Raw genomic sequence first — 17,602 nt, 5'->3', positions numbered from 1 at the left:
CGCATCGTTTCGGTCTCAGTGTCGTTCGATTCCTTGAATCAACGTTTCTCCCTTGCGCACGGATGACCCACGCAGAGGGTATTTCAACAGCCTGCTAGAGAGCGATATGCGTTGCTTCCGTGTCCTGATCTACAAGTCAAGAAACAACCGAGTTGATCTGAACTGCGATTTGGCAATGAGCGCCATGGGGAGTCGTACACTTAAGGTTTCTACAACGCGGCCTTCGTACGCCGAATTTCCCCGCGATATGCGGATCGTAGTCTTATTAATTGTACGAGGGCATATGGCAAACGTTATTCTGGATTCGCGATTAAGGTCCGTTTTTGAGGTTCCGCAAATAGAGGGTTCGGAGTGAGTGGAGAGAAAGCAAATCTCATTTTTCTTACAGCTTCCGCGGAAATCGGTACGATGTTGTCGCTTGTTGAAGGTATGTCCAGTAAATGATACTTTCAGTATGCCGTATAAATCTGTTGTGTCAACCAGGATCTCATTGCCTCGAGTATCCTTTCGATAAGAAATCTAGAAAGACGTGATCGGGACCCCTTCGAGCTCGCCACCAGAAGTTACGCAGACGGGCAACGAAGGGCTCTGTATCGATTTGCTGCCGTCTGCATCAAGGGCTACAATTTTCCCCGTAGAGACTTGCTGTTCATTGCGCCTCCCGAATGTGCCGAGAGAGCGAGTGTTGAGTCCATTTTCTCTGCTGCATGTACCGCGAGTTGCACCTTTGGAAAACAATACAGTTCCGAGCGACGAAGATCTTCTCCCTTTCTGCAGTGTTGAAGGGATGAAGGAACGCGCGAAGATGATTAGGAGGCGATTGGATCCCGAGAAGACAACCAGATTATCCGCTCTTCAACGGGCGGTCGGTCGATGTATCGGAAGGGGACACGTCGAGAGCGTGTTCGGTGGAGCAGAGCCGGTAACGCCAGATTTTCCAGAGGGACTGAGCAATCATCAAAAGGTCGAATTCCAAACGAGACGTGAGATCGATGTTCTGACATCACTGTTTCCCAGCAAGCCTCTCGATGAGATCCTTCAGTTCGTTGCGGAATGGCGACTAGTAGACTGGAAGCGTAGTGACGAAGCAACACAAACGGTGCTGCGCCGTCTCGATAATGACTCGCGAGTTGAAACGCGGGTCGAGAAACCGGCGGCTCCACAGGAGCGAGCAGCGAGCTCCATTCCAAAAGCAGGAGACTGCTTGCTGCTTCCCCGGTTCGACGACCTAGAGCGGGAGGAGTTTGCGCGGGTGGTCACGCCTGCGCCTATCGAGCGGTTTACGCCTTCATCGCTCGTCTTTGCTGCGAGGAAGGCCGAGGCGCTTTTGGCTCTCACTGGAGTGACGTCGCCCAGCTTGGCTTACCACATCGTCGCCCGGCTCTTCGGTTTTCTGGAATGGTTCACCATGACGGGGTGCCTAATGTCCTCAGAGGTTAGTCTCACTGACGAGGAGCTTCCTCGCGACGAACTTTCTTGCCGGTTGGCGTGGCAGGTTGACGCTTTGATGGATCTGTTTCAAGTCGATAGACCGTCCGCTTTCGCGCTTCGCGCTTTATGGCGGCCAACGTCGCGGTCAACGCAGTACTCGGTGAAACACCGATGGCTTGGCGAACCCCGGTCAGGCGAGCGGGTACTGTCCGTTGAGCCGCGTGCGCGGATACGGCTATCCGCAAGACAGCACGACTGAGCGCGATCACCATACGGGTCAGTGGTAACCGGAGCAAGTCATGGAAACGATGGATAGTGACGACTATCAATGCTTTACGTGCGACCGAATCTTTAGAGGACGAGTGTTCGAAATTGCTCGAGAGTGGGAGCGAGTTCATTTCTCGGAAAACATCCCGGATGTGGAAATAGAAGGCAGTTACGGAATAGAGTGCTTTTGCTCTCAACTTTGTACAGACCTTCGTCGGGAGGAGGTTATGGCGCGGGAGGGAGTACCGATCCATCACCCTGACCTTGGTCCGATTGAGCCATGTTCTAAATGTGGAGCTCCTATCGACATGACGCAGTTCCATCTGGCCTACGTTGAGAGCTGTGTCGATATGCACGGTTGCGTCGGAAGACAGGTCGACGTCGAATATCTGGCCGTCGTGTGCTCGACTTGCAGGCCACGGCATGTAAGTCGTCGCCAGTTGGAGATTTCTCAACGCCGAGATGATGATAAGCACGAGAAGACGATCTGCGATGTGGCGAACGAGGTCAACGGTAGTCAGCCACAAGAGAAAACCTTAGGTGCTCGGCGTAACCCGCTAGAAGGCGACGCGCGGTTCTCGCCTCATTGCAAAGATCAATGGAGGCGACCGATTGCGACGTCGAGCTGCACTGCATCAATTGGAATGCCGCCAGTCGACGAGCGTGACAGTGACGCACTGAGCGAGACGGCACGACTTTAGTCTTGATCTCATCCGCATTTCTATCACAGTCATCGCGATACCGGCCCAATTGCGGCGGTTCTCCTGGCCGGCGCCGTAAGAGGAGGGTGCGAATGAAGGATGAGCAACCCAGTGATGTCGACGCAATGTGGGCAGGCCTTGTGTCGCGGGCGGCGCGAGTCCTGCTGATGCGGCGGGGGATAGGCTACTTCAGATTGGTCCATGAGCTCGCCAGGCGGGGCATTACTGAATCAATCGAGTCAGTAGAGGAGAAAATAAATCGAGGGACTTTCAGGTTTACGTTTTTCCTGCAGCTATCCGAGGCGACAGGGTCGACGGCTATGCCTAGCTGGATGGACGCGTGGGAGACTGCGGATAGCTGGGAAGATTGCGCCTCTGCGATCCTCAAAAAGGAACTCTCGGTGCAGCCGTGGATCACGCCGACGGTCTTGACCGAGCGCCTCCAACACATCGGAATACATCTCGCCCCAGAAGATCTGCGTTTTCAAATCGAACAAGGGTCATTCACAACGGCTCTTTTCTTTCAATGCGCAACTGTTTGCTTTTTTGGTGACTTCCTAAGTTTGTTTCTCGATCCTTCCGACGTGAATGCTGTTGCTTTCGAAGGAAGCAGGCGCTCAATCGGCCCCGGTGAGGCACCACCTTGACCAAAGATCGAAAAAGCCAGACGGACTTGTTGTCGAGCCAGGATTTGACGATGGCATGCCGCATGACGTTCTTTCCAGTGGTTCGACTGGCAGCCAGGCGGGCAGTGCGCGCCGCGCTGCCCGGCATCGATAGGCTCGGGGCGCAGGACAGAAGGCTACTCCCTTGATGTCAACGTTCTCTGGATGACCATTTACCATTTGCAAAGGCGACTCCGGTCGACGATTCAGAAGGACACCTATGTCGTCCGTCTCGCGAAGACGTCTTTGAATACGGGCATTGCCGAGAAGACGTTCGGCCAGCCTGCATAGAAAGCGAGTTGAGTCAGCACTTCGGACGCCTCGTCCTTGGTTAGCCCATTGTCCATCGCTCGATTGAGGTGATATGTGATCTGCGCTACCTGGCCGTTAGCGACGAGCGCGCTTACTGTCACCAGGCTTCGGTCGCGAGGTGCAAGTCCCGGCCGCAGCCAGAGGTCTCGAAAGAGAGCGTCCGTGGTGTATTGGACAATGCCGGGGGCCACTGCGCCGAAGTTTTCCTCGACCATCCGCGCGCGCTGTTTCTCGGCGTCTTCGTTCAGCGGAAGAGGCGCGACGTCCGCTGGAGCGACCTGATCCTGAGCGATGCCGCGTTCATGGAAGACTTGCCTTGCGATGGCCGTCGCGGCAGTGGCGTTCGCCCATCCCGAGTAGAAAGCGAGATGCGCGATCATCTCTGACAGCTCCGCGGGCTTCACACCGTTGTCCAGGGCGAGGCGGAAATGCAACGGCATCTCGATTGTCTGGTTTCGGGCGGTGAGCACCGACAGCGTCACGATGCTGCGGTCGCGCGGCGAGAGTTGCTGCCGCTTCCAAAGACCGTTCAATAGCGTTTCGTCGGTATAGCGTGCGAAAGCTGGAGAGACTGCTTTGAGATCGTCATGCGACAGAGATTCTTGCATGTTGCCCATCGTCTGCGAATTGGCGCAGGCTGACACGAGCAGCGCCGCTACGAAAGGCGTGACGACGCGCGCAACGCGTTCGATCCGCGCGTCAAGGATTGCGAAATTGCTCATCGGTGACCTGTTCGAGCCAATCGACGTTCTTTCCATCAAGCGACTCCTGCAGCGCGATGTGCGTCATGCCCGTAGTATTCGTTGCGCCGTGCCAGTGCTTGACGCCTGCCGGAATCGACACGACGTCGCCTGCGGCGATCTCTTGCCTTTGCTGACTCCACGCCTGTACCCAACCTTTGCCGGAGGTGACCAGCAAGGTCTGCCCCAGTGGATGCATGTGCCAGGCGGTACGCGCGCCCGGCTCGAACGTCACCTGTCCGCCGGACAGACGCGATGGCGTCGTCGCCTGAAAGAGCGGGTCGATGCGCACCTGCCCCGTGAAGCGTTGCGCTGCACCGACGACGGAAGGCTGCGTGCCCCCATGCACCACTGCGATCGACCTGGTAGCGTCGCCATCGGCGTAGGCCTGCAGCGACACGGCCATGCACGCCAACGCGAGAATGTGTGGAGCACGCCTCTTCATTTTCTCTCGCCACTTCCGAGATATTGGTCGTCCGTCACTCGTTCCAGCCACTCGACGTTCTTACCGTCGAGCGCTTCCTGAATGGCGATATGTGTCATCGCCGTCGTCGACGTCGCACCATGCCAATGCTTGTGCCCGGGCGGACACCAGATCACGTCACCTGCTCGGATCTCGACGCGCGGCTCGCCATCGCACTGCGTCCAGCCGCATCCCGCCGTGACGATCAGGGTCTGGCCGAGCGGATGGGTATGCCAGTTGGTGCGCGCACCGGGTTCGAACGTTACGCTCGCGCAAGAAACGCGCGCCGGCGGTGGCGGCGCGTTGAGCGGGTCGAGGCGCACGGTCCCCGTGAACCATTCTTCCGGCCCCTTCTTCGACGGCTGTGAACCTGCTCGTTTCAGTTCCATGTCTTTCCTAGTCAGTGTGCTCAAGGGCGATGCGCCACGTGACGTTAATTTAACGACTGGCCATTCATGCGACTAGATGGCAATATCGGCATGCCCTTATGCTTGGGAGCATGAATTGAAGGAAGATTTCAACGATCTCGTTGGCTTCATGACCGTCGCGCGAGAGCGCAATTTCACCCGCGCGGCGGCGCAACTAGGCGTCTCACAGTCCGCACTTAGCCGGACGGTGGCAGGCGTCGAACGCCGCATGGGCCTGCAGTTACTTCGGCGCACGACGCGCAGCGTCTCGCTGACCGACGCCGGAGAACAGCTGCTCGCGGCGATCGCTCCGCGTTTCGAAGAAATTGAGGCGGAAGTGGACTCGCTGCGCGCCATGACGAACCGGCCTAGCGGTACTGTTCGAATTACCACCACCGACTACGCCGCAAACTCATACGTTTGGCCACGGTTGCAGCCTTTGCTGCGTCAGTATCCCGAGCTGAAGATCGAGCTCGTCAACGACTATGGGCTGTCCGACATCGTGGCGGATCGCTACGACATTGGCGTTCGCTTGGGCGACCAGGTAGCCAAAGATATGGTTGCTGTGCGCATTGCTCCCGACATGACGCTGTCGATCGTCGGCTCGCCGACCTATCTGCAGTCGAGGCCTCAGGCGAAAACGCCGCAAGATCTGACGCTCCACAACTGCATTAACCTTCGTCTGCCGACGCGGGAATCGCTGCTTCCCTGGGAGTTGCGCAAGGGCCGGCGCGAACTTCAGGTGCGAGTCGAAGGGCAACTCACGTTCAACAATGTCTACCAGATGGTTGACGCAGCACTTGGCGGCTTCGGGCTTGCATATGTTCCAAAGGATCTCGTCGAGGGCCAAGTCCGTGACGGGAAATTGTGCTGGGTGCTCGAAGACTGGTATCCCACGTTCGTCGGACACCACGTCTATTACCCGAGTCGTCGCAAGTCGTCGCGCGCTGTGGAACTGGTCGTCGAAGCGCTGAAAACGGGTTATCAGCGCGAAGCCTAGGAGCCTAGCAGGATGAGTCACCTGCTTGCGTGGCCATGGTGGAGACGGCGACGATGTCCGTGACTGGTTGACGCTGTCCGTCTCAAAGCGACCCAATTTACCAGCCAGCGCGCTCCGTCACTCAGCAGACATCGCCCATGCGCGATTCTCGATAGCACCGGGCAATTTGGGTCCCCAGCAGCACCATCTCCTGCCCCAACTCTGCCTGCTCGAGGCATGTCATGATGAGAAGAGCGCGCTTGCCGCACTGTACGTCAGGCACCTGTGCGAAATGCAATTCAGCGAAGCGCCCGGTTCGGTCAAGCTCCTCACATATCCACTGTAAAGCTGCAAGTCCGGTTCTGGGGCGAGCCGGTTTTGCAACTTCCATCATCATCTCAGCCATCTCTTCATAGAAACGATTGCAAAACAGTGCGAGGTCGACCTCATGCAAGACTTCTTCCGCGGTTTGACTGCCTTCAGTATCCATGGCACACCGCCAATTTGGATACTGGCGTGAGACTGCCTCGACCACTGCAGCCAAGGTGATGTCGCGCCAGAAGCGCGGATGCGGCTTGTATGCGTATTCCAACGCCATCTCCCAAATCCCTGCGGTCAAGTCTCGCTCTGTCAGCCGGCAGTCCGTCAGGAAGACCACCGCGGTGTCGGCGACGTCGTTGCTTGCGTTTGATGCCGCTGCAGCTGAGTTGCCGAGAGAAAGGAAGAAGACGTTGTCTATGATGGTGCTCATATTTTTGAATCAGGTAGAAAGAGGCGGCGTGTGCCTCGGAGATAAAGTATAAGTAGGCGGACCGTCCATGTTTCGACACAAGCTCAGATCCGGCAAATTGATCTCCGCGCATTTGCGGTGGTGCATTCCAAGCAAATGGCTTCTAAAAGAAGCGGCATTCGAACCGCCGCGCTGTGGCGAATCACCGAATTTTTTCTTTGAATTTCAGAAGTAGCCGGCGCAAGCATCCGCGATGAAGCCTCCTCCATCGAGTCCGACCGGCAGCGGCGCGACATCGTCACAACAGCCGGCGCACAGGATGGGGTGGGGAGAAAACAAACAACGGCAATCAAGGCTCATCGATCACCACGCGGGAGTGTCCAGCAGCACAACGTGCGGAAGTCGCCCGTCGTCGATACGACGGCAAGGCGAAAGTGCGTGACTGTTGGGAGAAGCGCTCGTGACAAGATGCAGTCTCGTCACCCATGCCGCGCCATGTTCTCGAGGTGCCTGATGATGTCGCGTCGATGCTGCTACACATGAACGTGCTGCAGCATCCCGCTGGCACGGCTGCAACCAGGTAGACAGTCACGGTTGCTAGAATCGTTAACGCTACGGTTTCGAACTGCAAGTAGGAAGTTAACTCGGATTATCAAGGAGTTGTCAATCTAACTGGTTAGTCCGCCGACGACGACTACTGTCTTGGAAGTTAACACCAGGAAGTGACGGAGACTGCAGGTGTGGTAGAGGAGGGGAGGGACTGACATAAACATGGGAAGTCTAATTGCGCGATATATCAACAGGTGGTCGTTAAAAAACTGAAACGAAGCGCTGGCGACGCGATGCGTGCCGGGTTTTGCGAAGTTAACTGGCGGCTCGGTCGTCTTCCACGAGAGCTGAAGTAGGCGCGCATCGATGCGCGGAGTTCAAAAGAGCCCCGTTGGTACGATCTGTTTTGAATAGGGTTACCCTTTTTTGAACAAGCCGCGCTTTTTTGCACGCGGGTGAAGTTCTTTTGTGCGTCATCACAAGCTCGAATTCGCCACGCCCGAAGGCCGCATCTCGCTTTCAATCGACGATGCCCAGTTCATGGCTTACGACGCCGGTGAACTCGCAATGCATTCGACGCGCGATTTCGTCGAACGCATGGAATCGATGGGGCTCGGCGAACTCGCGCAGACCTATGCGCGTCTTCAGGCACAGACCGAAGTCTCGGTGATGGAACTGCGCGAAGCGCGCGAAGACGCCGAAGCGTGGCTCGGCAAGAAAGAAGAAAGCAGCGTGATCGCGGAACAGATCATGCCGCGGGTCGAAGCGCTGCGTGAAACGATTGCGCGCACGCAGGCCGACTTGCGCGAGAACATCGAGCGGCTGGCGGCGCTCTCCGCGGCGTGCGATTGCGCGCTGCATCAGGTTCCGGGCTATCAGCCGCCCGCGCGCAGTCAGAGATGATCCGCTAAAGATTCGGATCGCGAATCGAATACGCGTTGCGCGCTGGAAGTCTCGCCCCGATACGCCTTCATGCCGAAGCGCTGCAGGATAAAGCTCTCGACGACGAGACGCATATCCGCTTCCAGCGGCCGCGTGCCCCAGCGGCTGTTTCCCGCCACCGACGCCACCGTGAACCACGATTGCGGCGGAAACAATTCGACGCGCAGCATGCCGCGCTCGAAGATCCTGAGCCGCCCCGTATCGATATGAAACTCGGCGCTGACCGCGCCGGCCGGCATGCCGATGCTGGCCGTAATGGCTTTCGCTTTCATCGTTCTGGTCTCTCGAAATGCTTCCGCCGCGAGGTCGATCCTCACGGCGCCGATTGTCAAATTCTCCGGCGACGCGCCTGGCGCGCGGTCGTTTCGGCAGATAATCCCCGATAGGCATACAGTACTGACGTTGCGCGTCTCCGCCTAACTACCGGCGCGATCGGCAAGTCGCTCGCAACGCGTGGCGGAGCATGATGGCGAACGTTCGCTGCCGCACACAAAGACCATCCAGCACGTCTGATTCAATAGCCGCGCTTCTCCGGCAGGAGCAAGCGCCGGTCCTGTTCACAGATGCAAATCAAAGAGGGAAGCAAACCATGCTGAAAGCGTATTCCTATGCAGCATCCGCAGCCGACAAGCCGCTCGGTCCGCTCGAAATTCAACGCCGCGATGTCGGTCCGAACGATGTCCGCATCGACATTCTGTTCTGCGGCGTCTGTCATTCCGACCTGCATATGGCGCGCAACGAATGGGGCGGCACGAACTATCCGGTCGTGCCGGGCCATGAGATCGTCGGTCGCGTCGCGGCAGTCGGTTCCGACGTGTCGAAGTTCAAGGTCGGGCAACTGGCGGGCGTCGGCTGCATGGTCGATTCATGCCGCGTCTGCAATGCGTGCAAGGAAGGACTCGAACAATATTGCGAGAGCCCGGAAAGCTTTACGCAAACCTACAACTCGCCGGATAAGAAGTCGGGCGGCGTGACCTTCGGCGGCTATTCGACGAACATCGTCGTCGACGAGGCGTTCGTGCTGAGCATCCCCGAGAACCTCGAACTCGCGGCCGTTGCACCGTTGCTGTGCGCGGGCATCACCACGTACTCGCCGCTGCGCCACTGGAACGTGCAGAAGGGGCACAAGGTGGGCATCGTCGGTCTCGGCGGTCTCGGTCACATGGGCGTGAAGATCGCCGCCGCAATGGGCGCGCATGTCGTGCTCTTCACCACGTCGCCGGGCAAGATCGAGGATGCGAAGCGTCTGGGCGCGCATGAAGTCGTCGTGTCGAAAGATCCGGATCAGATGGCCGCGCACGCGAACAGCTTCGATTTCATCTTGAACACGGTCGCCGCGTCGCACGATCTCGATCAGTTCATGTCGCTGCTCAAGCGTGACGGCACCATGACGCTCGTCGGCGCGCCGGAGCATCCGCATCCGTCGCCTTCGGTGATGAACATGATCTTCAAGCGCCGCTCGCTCGCGGGCTCGCTGATCGGCGGCATCGCGGAAACGCAGGAAATGCTCGATTTCTGCGGCAAGCACGGCATCACGTCCGACATCGAGATGATTCGCATGGACGAAGTCAACAAGGCTTACGAGCGCATGTTGAAGAGCGACGTGAAGTATCGCTTCGTGATCGACATGGCGACGATGGAAAAGTAAGCCTGTGTATCAGCGGGGCGATGTCATCGCCTCGCGCATGCTTTCGACGAAGCGTTCCGTCACTGCCGGCAGCGTCCTGCCGCGCTTCTTCACGATGGCGATCGGCCGCACGAACGCCGGATGGTCGATCGGTTTCGCGACGAGCCCCGGTTCCGCGCGCACCTCGCGCGCGGTTTCCGGCAAAATCGTCACGCCGAGGCCGCCGCGCACCATCGCGACGGCGGTCATCATGTAAGTCGGCTCGCACGCTATCTCGAGCGTTTCGCGCGTCTCGCTGAGCGCGGCGTCGACGACCGCGCGCACGCTCGTGCCTGGCGCGGTGAGCACGAGCGGCGAACGCGCGAGCTCGTCGAGCGCGATGCGGCGTTTCTTCGCGAGCGCATGCGCCTTCGGACACACCGCGACGAGCCGGTCCACGCCCGCATGCAGCACTTCAAGCAACGGATCGGCCACATCGCCGCCGGTCAGCCCGATATCGGCTTCCTCGCTGCGCACGAGCGCATTCACGGTGCTCGCCACGACGTCGCGAATCTGAAATGCGACGCGCGGCACCTCGCGCTTCATGCCGATGATCAACTCAGGCAACACGCTCGCCGCGAACGTCGGCAGGCACGCGATGCGGATCGTGCCGCTTTCGCCGATGCCCATCGCGCGGGCATCGCGCAGCACGTTCTCCATGTCGCGCAACGACTTGCGCAGGAGCGGCAGCAGTTCGCGTCCGGTCGGCGTCAGCGCGACGTTGCGGCTGTTGCGGTCGAAAAGCCGCGCGCCGACGGCTTCCTCCAGGCGGCGTATCTGCACGGTCAGCGCGGGTTGCGACAAATGCAGGCGTTCGGCGGCGCGCGTGAAACTGCCCGCCTCGGCCGCGGCGACGAGCGCGCGTATATCGCGAAGATTCAGATCCATTATGGTCCGTGATAGCTGCGATCAAATCATTTCAATTGTGTAATCGCCGCTCCGAACTTACTCTGGACCGCACCAAAAGACAATATTCGGAGACACGTTCATGCTGCCGATGCTCGGCCTCGCCACCATCGTCGTCCTGCTCGGGGCGATCCTTTCCAAACGGATGTCGCCGCTCGTCGCGCTCATCATCGTGCCGATCGTGGCGTCGCTGATCGGCGGCTTCGGGCTTTCGACGAGCAGGTTCGTCATCGACGGATTGAAGAGCCTCGCGCCGGTCGTCGGCATGTTCGTGTTCGCGATCCTTTACTTCGGCACGATCACGGACGCGGGCACGCTCGACCCGATCATCGATCGCATCCTGCGCGCGGTCGGCACGAAACCGACGCGCATCGTGATGGGCACGACGCTGCTCGCGCTGCTGATTCATCTGGACGGCTCGGGCGCCGTCTGCTTTCTCGTCACGATTCCCGCGATGCTGCCGCTCTACGATCGCCTGAACATGGACAAGCGCGTGCTCGCCGCGGCCGTTTCGATGGCGGCGGGCATCAACTTTCTGCCGTGGACCGGGCCGATGATCCGCGCATCGGCGTCGCTGCATCTGCCGATTTCATCGCTGTTCAATCCGCTGATTCCGGTGCAGGCCGTCGGGCTCGTGTTCGTGTTCGGCATGGCGTGGTGGCTCGGCCGCCGCGAGGAAAAGCGTCTCGGCTATTCGAGCGCGAACGGCGCGATTCCGCTTCCGAAGCGCGAACTGACGCCCGAAGAACAGTCGCTGCGCCGCCCGAAGAATTTCTGGTTCAACATCGTGCTGACGGTCGTCGTGCTCGGCACGATGGTCGCGATGGGCGAAAAGATTCCGCCCGCCATCATGTTCATGGTCGGGCTGTGCATTGCGCTGATCGTGAATTACCCGAACGTCGACATGCAGCGAAAGCGCATCGACGCGCACGCTCGCGCCGCGTTGATGATGGCCGGCATTCTGCTCGCGGCGGGCGTGTTCACCGGCATCATGCAGGGCAGCGGCATGTTGAAGGCGATGGCGCAGGCGGCGGTCGGTTTCGTGCCGCCCGCTTTTGCCGGCCACATTCCGGTCGTGCTCGGCCTGCTGTCGATGCCGCTCTCGATGCTCTTCGATCCCGATTCGTTCTATTTCGGCGTGTTGCCGGTGATCGCCGAAGTGGCGTCGCAACTCGGCGTGCCGGCGGTGCATGTCGGCCAGCCGGCGCTCCTCGGTCAGATGACGACCGGCTTTCCCGTGAGCCCGCTCACGCCCGCGACGTTTCTCGTCGTCGGCTTGTGCGGCATCGATCTCGCGGATCATCAGAAGTTCACGTTCCCGCTGCTGTTCGGCGCGTCGGTCGTCATGACGATCGCGTGCGTCGTGCTGGGCGTGTTCCCGCTGTAAAGGAAAAGCACCATGAAAGACATCATCAGAATCGGCGCGGGCGCGGGTTATTCGGGCGATCGCATCGAGCCTGCCGTCGAACTCGCGGAGCACGGCGCGCTCGACTATCTCGTGTTCGAATGCCTTGCCGAACGCACGATCGCGATCGCGCAGCAGTCGCGCCGCAACGATCCCGAACTCGGTTACGACCCGTTGCTCGAAACGCGCATGCGCGCCGTGCTGCCCGTCGCGGCGAAAAATGGCGTGCGGATCATCTCGAACATGGGCGCGGCGAATCCGCCTGCGGCGGCGAAGAAGACCGCGAGGATCGCGCGCGAACTCGACCTTGACGGATTGAAAATCGCAGCCGTCACCGGCGACGACGTGCTCGATGTCGTTTTGCGTTCGCGTCTGCGCTTCGAGGAATCCGGCGACGATGTGAGCGCGTACGCGGACCGCATCGTGTCGGCGAATGCGTATCTCGGCGCGGCGCCGATCGTCGCTGCGCTCGCGGCGGGCGCGGACATCGTGCTGACCGGCCGCGTGGCGGATCCGTCGCTATTCACCGCGCCGCTCATCCACGAATTCGGCTGGAAGATGGACGACTGGACGACGCTCGGACAGGCGACCGTCGTCGGCCATCTGCTCGAATGCGCGGGTCAGGTGACGGGCGGCTATTTCGCCGATCCCGGTTACAAGGACGTGAACGATCTCGCGCGTCTCGGCTTCCCGATCGGCGAAGTGAGCGCGGATGGTTCTGTCATCGTGACGAAGGTGCCGCACGCAGGCGGCTGCGTGACCGAAGCGACGTGCAAGGAACAACTGCTCTACGAGATTCACGATCCGGCGCGTTATTTTCAGCCGGACGTCGTCGCGGACTTCGCCCAAGTTCGCGTCGCGCAGGAAGCGCGCGACCGCGTGCGCGTGACCGGCGGACGCGGCCACGCGCGCACGGATACGCTGAAGACATCGGTCGCTTATGTCGATGGCTATATCGGCGAAGGTCAGATTTCCTACGGCGGTCCGGGCGCGGTCGCACGCGCGCGGCTCGCGCTCGATATCGCGCGCCAACGGCTGTCGATCATGTGCATCGATACGAGCGAACTGCGCTTCGACCTCATCGGCGTCAATTCGCTTTACGGCGACGCGCTCGCATCGAACGCCGAAGAGCCGTATGAAGTGCGCGTGCGCGTCGCGGGACGCACGTCGAGCGCGAAGGAGGCGGCGCGCATCGGCAACGAGATCGAAACGCTCTATACCAACGGCCCGGCGGGCGGCGGCGGCGTGACGAAGGCGACGCGGGAAGTCATCGCGGTGCAGTCCGTGCTGCTCGCGCGCGAACACGTGAAGCCCGTTTTCGAATTCGTGGAGGCAAGCGATGAAACTGCGTGAACTCGCGCATGGCCGCACCGGCGACAAAGGCAACACGTTGAACGTGTCGGTGATCTGCTTCGACGCGAAGCACTACGCGCATCTGCGCGCGCAACTGACGCCCGAGCGCGTGAAAGCGCATCTCGCCGATGTCGTGAAGGGCGATGTCGTGCGTTACGAACTGCCGCTCTTGCACGCGTTCAATTTCGTTTTGCGCGATGCGCTCGGCGGCGGCGTCACGCGTTCGCTCGCGCTCGACGCGCACGGCAAGTCGATGAGCTCGGCTTTGCTCGATATCGAAATCGATGCGGTTTCCAGCCCAACGCCTATCTGACTGACGCCGTGTCGATCTTGCGCGCGGAATACGCGGGCAACACCGACGTCAACACGTTCGCCGGCACATGCTGCGCCTCTTCCTGCGAGACCGCGCCGACGAACTTCCAGCCCGACGGCATTTTCACGAACGTGAAGCCGGTGGGTTGATCGACGAACACCGAATACGGCGCAGGCGATGCAGCCGTTTCCGTGGCTTGCGCAAACGACACCAGCGGGCTTGCCAGCAGCAAAGCGGCTGCGAGCGCGGACAAAGTCGATTTCATGGCGACACTCCTGAGATGGTTCCGATGTTTATGTGACGATCGATACAGATATTTAAGCATCGGCGTGCGACAGCGTCCAGTTATTTTGTTACGATCGACACATAATTCAGAATTTCGATGGACGCACTAATCGCCGGCATCGAAAAGGAGCGAGACATGTCGTCGGAAATGCACGAGACGCAGCACAGGGCGCGCGGCCGGCCGCGCGCATTCGACCGCGAAGCGGCGTTGCGAAACGCGATGGAAGTGTTCTGGGCGAAAGGCTACGACACCTGTTCGATGGCCGATCTCGTCGAAGCAATGGGCATCAATTCGCCGAGCCTTTATGCCGCGTTCGGCAGCAAGGAAGATCTGTATCGGGAGGCGGTCGAGCTGTACACGGAAGCCGAAGGCGGCGCGGCGCTCAGGCAGTTGCAGGCGCACGAATCCGTGCGCGACGGCCTGCGCGCGATGTTCCGCGCGAGCGTCGAATTGTTCACCGGCAGGAAGACTCCGCGTGGCTGCATGATCTTTCTGGGCGCGATGTCCGTCGGCGGCGAGCACGCGCAATTGCGCGCCGAGATGCAGAAGCGCCGGCGCAAGGTCGCGTCGATCGTCGCGGCGCGGCTCGCGCAGGGCGTCGAAAATGGCGAACTCGACGCGCGCACCGATGTTCAGGCGCTCGCCGCGCTGTGCACGACATTGTTCGCGGGGCTGTCGATTCAGGCGCAGGACGGCGTGCGGCGTGCGGCGCTTTTCGCGGCGGTCGATCAGTTCATCGCGACGCTGCCGCTGCGCGCGAAGCGCTGAGCGAAACGTTCGCAGCCGTCACAATCGACGACGAAACAAAGTGTCCTTGCGCTTGCCCGCGCGCCGATGACGGGACCAAAATCCCCGACACCCGGCATTTTGGAGCATCGCCATGACGACTCACGTCATCAGTTTTTTTGCCGACGACACCGCGCGCGCGTCGTTCGAAAATCATCGCCGCTATTGCGCGCGTCTTGCTTATCCGCACGAGTATGTCGATACGGCCGCGATCGGCTGGGCACATCTGCGAATGCTGTTGAAGTATCAAGTGTTGTTGCGCAAGCTGCGCGCGTGTGCCGAGGGCGATCTCGTGTTGCTGATCACGCAGGATTGCCTGCTGTTACGCGACATTCCGTGCGAGACGCTCATGCGCGGGGAAAACCGCGATTGGATCGTCTCGTATCGTGACGACGACCCCGGCGACGTCATGGCGGCGTTTCAGCTTTGGCGCAACACGGCGGCCGCGCGCGAGCAGGTTCAACGCATCTGCGAGGGCGCCAGGTTCGGCAGGGCGCTCGCGAGCGAAGCGCAGTTGCTGAGTGCGCTAGGACCTCGGCCGTTCACTGAGGCGATCGAAGGCCATCATCCCGTTGTGCTCGCGGCGCTGAACGTGTCGCCGATATGGGCGGAATGGCCCGCGTTCTCTCTTGCGCTCGCCGATATGCCCGATGCGCCGAAGAATCAGCCGGTCTTCGCCGACTTGCGCGATCTGTTCGCGGAGCACATCAACGAGTGTCAGGCGCGCGGCCTGCCGTATCTCGCCTTGCCGCAGCCGGAAGCCGATGAAACACGCTACGAAGCGTCGAACCGAAGCGCGTCCATCGCGCTCGCGATGCTCCATACGCCGAATATCCGCGAATACGGCGCGATCGCCGAGCGCAACGTGCGCCGCTATTGCGAGCGTCACGGCTACGCCCTGCATCTCTATCGCGACGTGCCGGCCGAAGCGGGCGCGGGCGCGAGCGGCAACTGGATCAAGCCCTGGGTGTTGCTGCGCCATTTGCCGGAACACGAATGGGTCTTCTGGATCGATGCCGACGTGCTCGTCGCCGATCAGAGCCGGCGGCTCGAACCGCTATGCGAGAAGCGGGATCGCGTGCTCGCGACGGACGTAAGCTGGCAGTTCAACTCGGGCATCATGGGTTTTCGCAACACGCCGCAAAATCTCGACGTGCTGACGGAAATCGAGCAGAGCATCGGCGCGATCGCGGATAAATCGTCGACCTATGCGAGCGGCGGCGACCAGGACGTGTTCATCAAGGTGCTCGCACGGCATGGCCTTGCCGACTCGCGCCATCTGCTCGATTGCGCGACCATCAACACGCCGTATCAGCTTCAGTCGCGCGACAGCTTCATGGTGCATTACATGCATATGTGGCCGTCGCTGCGCGCGCTCATCATGCATCACGGCGACCTGACGAGCCAGATGCGCGGCGCGCGCCGTCCCTGACTGTCTATTCCTTGACTTTCCAAAGCTTTACGCGCAAGCATGAGCGATCGCGCGAGCCGCCGCGCGTGCATCGATTTTTTAGGTAGTCCCTACTTACACATCGTTCCGATGATGCCGCGCCCGTCCACGCCTCGGCAGCATATCCGCCTTTGCACGGCGAGCGACGGCGTGCGCATCGCGTACGCGACGTGCGGCTCTGGCCCGCCGCTCATCAAGGCGGCGAACTGGCTCAGTCATCTGGAGCTCGATTTCACGAGCCCGGTCTGGAACCATCTGATGCTCGAACTGTGCGGCCGTCACACGCTGATTCGCTACGATCAGCGCGGCTGCGGTCTCTCCGATCGCGACGTCGGCGAAATTTCCTTCGACGCCTGGCTGCGCGATCTCGAAACCGTCGCCGATGCGAGCGGCCTCGAGCGCTTTCCGCTGCTGGGAATTTCGCAGGGCGCGTCGATTGCCATCGCGTATGCGGTCGCGCATCCGGAGCGGGTCACGCATCTCGTGCTGCATGGCGGCTACGCGCGCGGCCGTTTGAAACGCTCGTGCGATCCGGCGTTGCACGAGGAAGCCGAAATGCTCGTGAAGCTCGCCGAACTCGGTTGGGGCAAGCAGAATCCGGCGTTTCGCCAGTTCTTCACGACGCAGTTCATTCCCGGCGGCACGCCGGAGCAGCATCACTGGTTCAACGAACTCGAACGTCTGACGACCACGCCGCGCAACGCCGCGCGCATCATGCGCGTGTTCAACGAGATCGACGTGGTGGCGCTGCTGCCGCGCGTGCAATGTCCGACGCTCGTGCTGCACGCGAGCGGCGATGCGCGCGTGCCGTTCGACGAAAGCCGCCTGCTCGCCGGGCAGATTGCCGGCGCGCGCTTCGTGCCGCTCGATAGCGAAAATCACATCACGCTCGAATCCGAGCCTGCGTGGCAACGCTGGCGCGAGGAAGTGCGGGGGTTTCTGCCGTCATCGAACGTGAGCGATCCGGCGTTCTCCGCGCTGACGCCGCGTGAGCGCGATATCGTCGAATTGCTCGCGGGCGGGCGCGACAACGCGCAGATCGCCGCGCGACTCGCGTTGAGCGAGAAGACCGTGCGCAATCACATCACCAGCATTTTCGCGAAGCTCGAAGTCGAAAACCGCGCGCAGGCCATCGTGCTCGCGCGCCGCGCGGGCTTCGACGCGCCCGCCGCCTGAGCGCTTCGGGACCTGCGTCCCCCTTCATTGCCGCCAAATGCCGTGTCCCGGTGCGCAGCCGGGACATGCGCCTCA

18 protein-coding genes are annotated in these 17,602 nt (G+C 60.6%); 10 read left to right on the top strand and 8 right to left on the bottom strand.

The window, feature by feature from the left end:
• Positions 1-1,442: 1,442 nt before the first annotated feature.
• Positions 1,443-2,225 (bottom strand): hypothetical protein, encoded by a 783-nt coding sequence (locus QCE49_RS24020; RefSeq protein ID WP_309806515.1) that lies wholly within the window; start codon positions 2,223-2,225, stop codon positions 1,443-1,445.
• A 266-nt stretch (positions 2,226-2,491) separates the two neighbouring features.
• Between QCE49_RS24020 and QCE49_RS24015 the strand changes: the two genes are divergently transcribed.
• Complete coding sequence (locus QCE49_RS24015; protein ID WP_250457621.1) at positions 2,492-3,046, top strand: DUF6471 domain-containing protein; 555 nt, start codon at positions 2,492-2,494, stop codon at positions 3,044-3,046.
• Positions 3,047-3,282: 236 nt separating this feature from the next.
• On the opposite strand, the gene QCE49_RS24010 is transcribed toward QCE49_RS24015, so the two are convergent.
• Genes QCE49_RS24010 through QCE49_RS24000 form a run of 3 tightly spaced genes read right to left on the bottom strand, consistent with a single transcriptional unit; the run spans position 3,283 to position 4,968 of the window.
• Entirely contained in the window at positions 3,283-4,098 is an 816-nt protein-coding gene (locus tag QCE49_RS24010) for a carboxymuconolactone decarboxylase family protein (protein ID WP_350029754.1), read from the bottom strand.
• Complete coding sequence (locus QCE49_RS24005) at positions 4,076-4,522, bottom strand: cupin domain-containing protein (RefSeq protein WP_250457620.1); 447 nt, start codon at positions 4,520-4,522, stop codon at positions 4,076-4,078. Before QCE49_RS24005 ends, QCE49_RS24010 begins: the two co-directional genes overlap by 23 nt.
• A 35-nt stretch (positions 4,523-4,557) precedes the next feature.
• Positions 4,558-4,968 (bottom strand): cupin domain-containing protein, encoded by a 411-nt coding sequence (locus QCE49_RS24000; RefSeq protein WP_250457619.1) that lies wholly within the window; start codon positions 4,966-4,968, stop codon positions 4,558-4,560.
• Between the two features lie 76 nt (positions 4,969-5,044).
• Between QCE49_RS24000 and QCE49_RS23995 the strand changes: the two genes are divergently transcribed.
• Positions 5,045-5,986, top strand: a complete 942-nt coding sequence (locus QCE49_RS23995; RefSeq protein ID WP_250457617.1) for a LysR family transcriptional regulator — start codon at positions 5,045-5,047, stop codon at positions 5,984-5,986.
• Between the two features lie 121 nt (positions 5,987-6,107).
• Here the strand turns inward: QCE49_RS23995 and QCE49_RS23990 are convergent, their stop codons facing one another.
• The gene (locus QCE49_RS23990) at positions 6,108-6,716 is read right to left on the bottom strand and encodes a hypothetical protein (RefSeq protein ID WP_250457616.1); all 609 of its coding nucleotides are present in this window, start codon (positions 6,714-6,716) and stop codon (positions 6,108-6,110) included.
• A 996-nt stretch (positions 6,717-7,712) separates the two neighbouring features.
• Here QCE49_RS23990 and QCE49_RS23985 point away from each other — a divergent pair.
• Positions 7,713-8,147 (top strand): hypothetical protein, encoded by a 435-nt coding sequence (locus tag QCE49_RS23985; protein WP_250457614.1) that lies wholly within the window; start codon positions 7,713-7,715, stop codon positions 8,145-8,147.
• On the opposite strand, the gene QCE49_RS23980 is transcribed toward QCE49_RS23985, so the two are convergent.
• Positions 8,138-8,458, bottom strand: a complete 321-nt coding sequence (locus QCE49_RS23980) for a hypothetical protein (protein WP_250457612.1) — start codon at positions 8,456-8,458, stop codon at positions 8,138-8,140. The two genes, QCE49_RS23985 and QCE49_RS23980, sit on opposite strands and share 10 nt — an antisense overlap.
• 317 nt (positions 8,459-8,775) lie before the next feature.
• Between QCE49_RS23980 and QCE49_RS23975 the strand changes: the two genes are divergently transcribed.
• Positions 8,776-9,834 carry an NAD(P)-dependent alcohol dehydrogenase gene (locus tag QCE49_RS23975; protein WP_008349042.1) on the top strand — a complete coding sequence of 353 codons (1,059 nt, stop codon included), beginning with the start codon at positions 8,776-8,778 and terminating at the stop codon, positions 9,832-9,834.
• Between the two features lie 9 nt (positions 9,835-9,843).
• On the opposite strand, the gene QCE49_RS23970 is transcribed toward QCE49_RS23975, so the two are convergent.
• Positions 9,844-10,740 carry a LysR family transcriptional regulator gene (locus QCE49_RS23970; protein WP_250457610.1) on the bottom strand — a complete coding sequence of 299 codons (897 nt, stop codon included), beginning with the start codon at positions 10,738-10,740 and terminating at the stop codon, positions 9,844-9,846.
• Positions 10,741-10,840: 100 nt separating this feature from the next.
• On the opposite strand from QCE49_RS23970, the gene QCE49_RS23965 reads away from it, so the two are divergent.
• The 3 genes from QCE49_RS23965 to QCE49_RS23955 are packed head-to-tail and all read left to right on the top strand — an operon-like array spanning position 10,841 to position 13,829.
• Entirely contained in the window at positions 10,841-12,145 is a 1,305-nt protein-coding gene (locus QCE49_RS23965) for a CitMHS family transporter (RefSeq protein WP_250457609.1), read from the top strand.
• Positions 12,146-12,157: 12 nt separating this feature from the next.
• Positions 12,158-13,516 (top strand): acyclic terpene utilization AtuA family protein, encoded by a 1,359-nt coding sequence (locus QCE49_RS23960; protein WP_250457608.1) that lies wholly within the window; start codon positions 12,158-12,160, stop codon positions 13,514-13,516.
• The gene (locus QCE49_RS23955) at positions 13,503-13,829 is read left to right on the top strand and encodes a hypothetical protein (protein WP_008349032.1); all 327 of its coding nucleotides are present in this window, start codon (positions 13,503-13,505) and stop codon (positions 13,827-13,829) included. The genes QCE49_RS23960 and QCE49_RS23955 overlap by 14 nt, the downstream gene beginning before the upstream one ends.
• On the opposite strand, the gene QCE49_RS23950 is transcribed toward QCE49_RS23955, so the two are convergent.
• On the bottom strand, positions 13,822-14,094 hold the full coding sequence (locus QCE49_RS23950; protein WP_250457607.1) for a hypothetical protein: 273 nt from the start codon (positions 14,092-14,094) through the stop codon (positions 13,822-13,824). The two genes, QCE49_RS23955 and QCE49_RS23950, sit on opposite strands and share 8 nt — an antisense overlap.
• 156 nt (positions 14,095-14,250) lie before the next feature.
• Between QCE49_RS23950 and QCE49_RS23945 the strand changes: the two genes are divergently transcribed.
• From QCE49_RS23945 to QCE49_RS23935, 3 genes are all read left to right on the top strand, one after another.
• Complete coding sequence (locus QCE49_RS23945; protein ID WP_250457605.1) at positions 14,251-14,883, top strand: TetR/AcrR family transcriptional regulator; 633 nt, start codon at positions 14,251-14,253, stop codon at positions 14,881-14,883.
• 112 nt (positions 14,884-14,995) lie between these two features.
• The gene (locus QCE49_RS23940; protein ID WP_175982635.1) at positions 14,996-16,333 is read left to right on the top strand and encodes a hypothetical protein; all 1,338 of its coding nucleotides are present in this window, start codon (positions 14,996-14,998) and stop codon (positions 16,331-16,333) included.
• Between the two features lie 108 nt (positions 16,334-16,441).
• Positions 16,442-17,527, top strand: a complete 1,086-nt coding sequence (locus QCE49_RS23935) for an alpha/beta fold hydrolase (RefSeq protein WP_033536494.1) — start codon at positions 16,442-16,444, stop codon at positions 17,525-17,527.
• The last annotated feature ends 75 nt before the right edge of the window (positions 17,528-17,602 follow it).

Origin of the sequence: Caballeronia sp. LZ008 (genome assembly GCF_031451435.1) — a bacterium.
Taxonomy (GTDB): Bacteria; Pseudomonadota; Gammaproteobacteria; order Burkholderiales; family Burkholderiaceae; genus Caballeronia; species Caballeronia zhejiangensis.
This window is presented reverse-complemented; position numbering and strand designations above follow the sequence as displayed.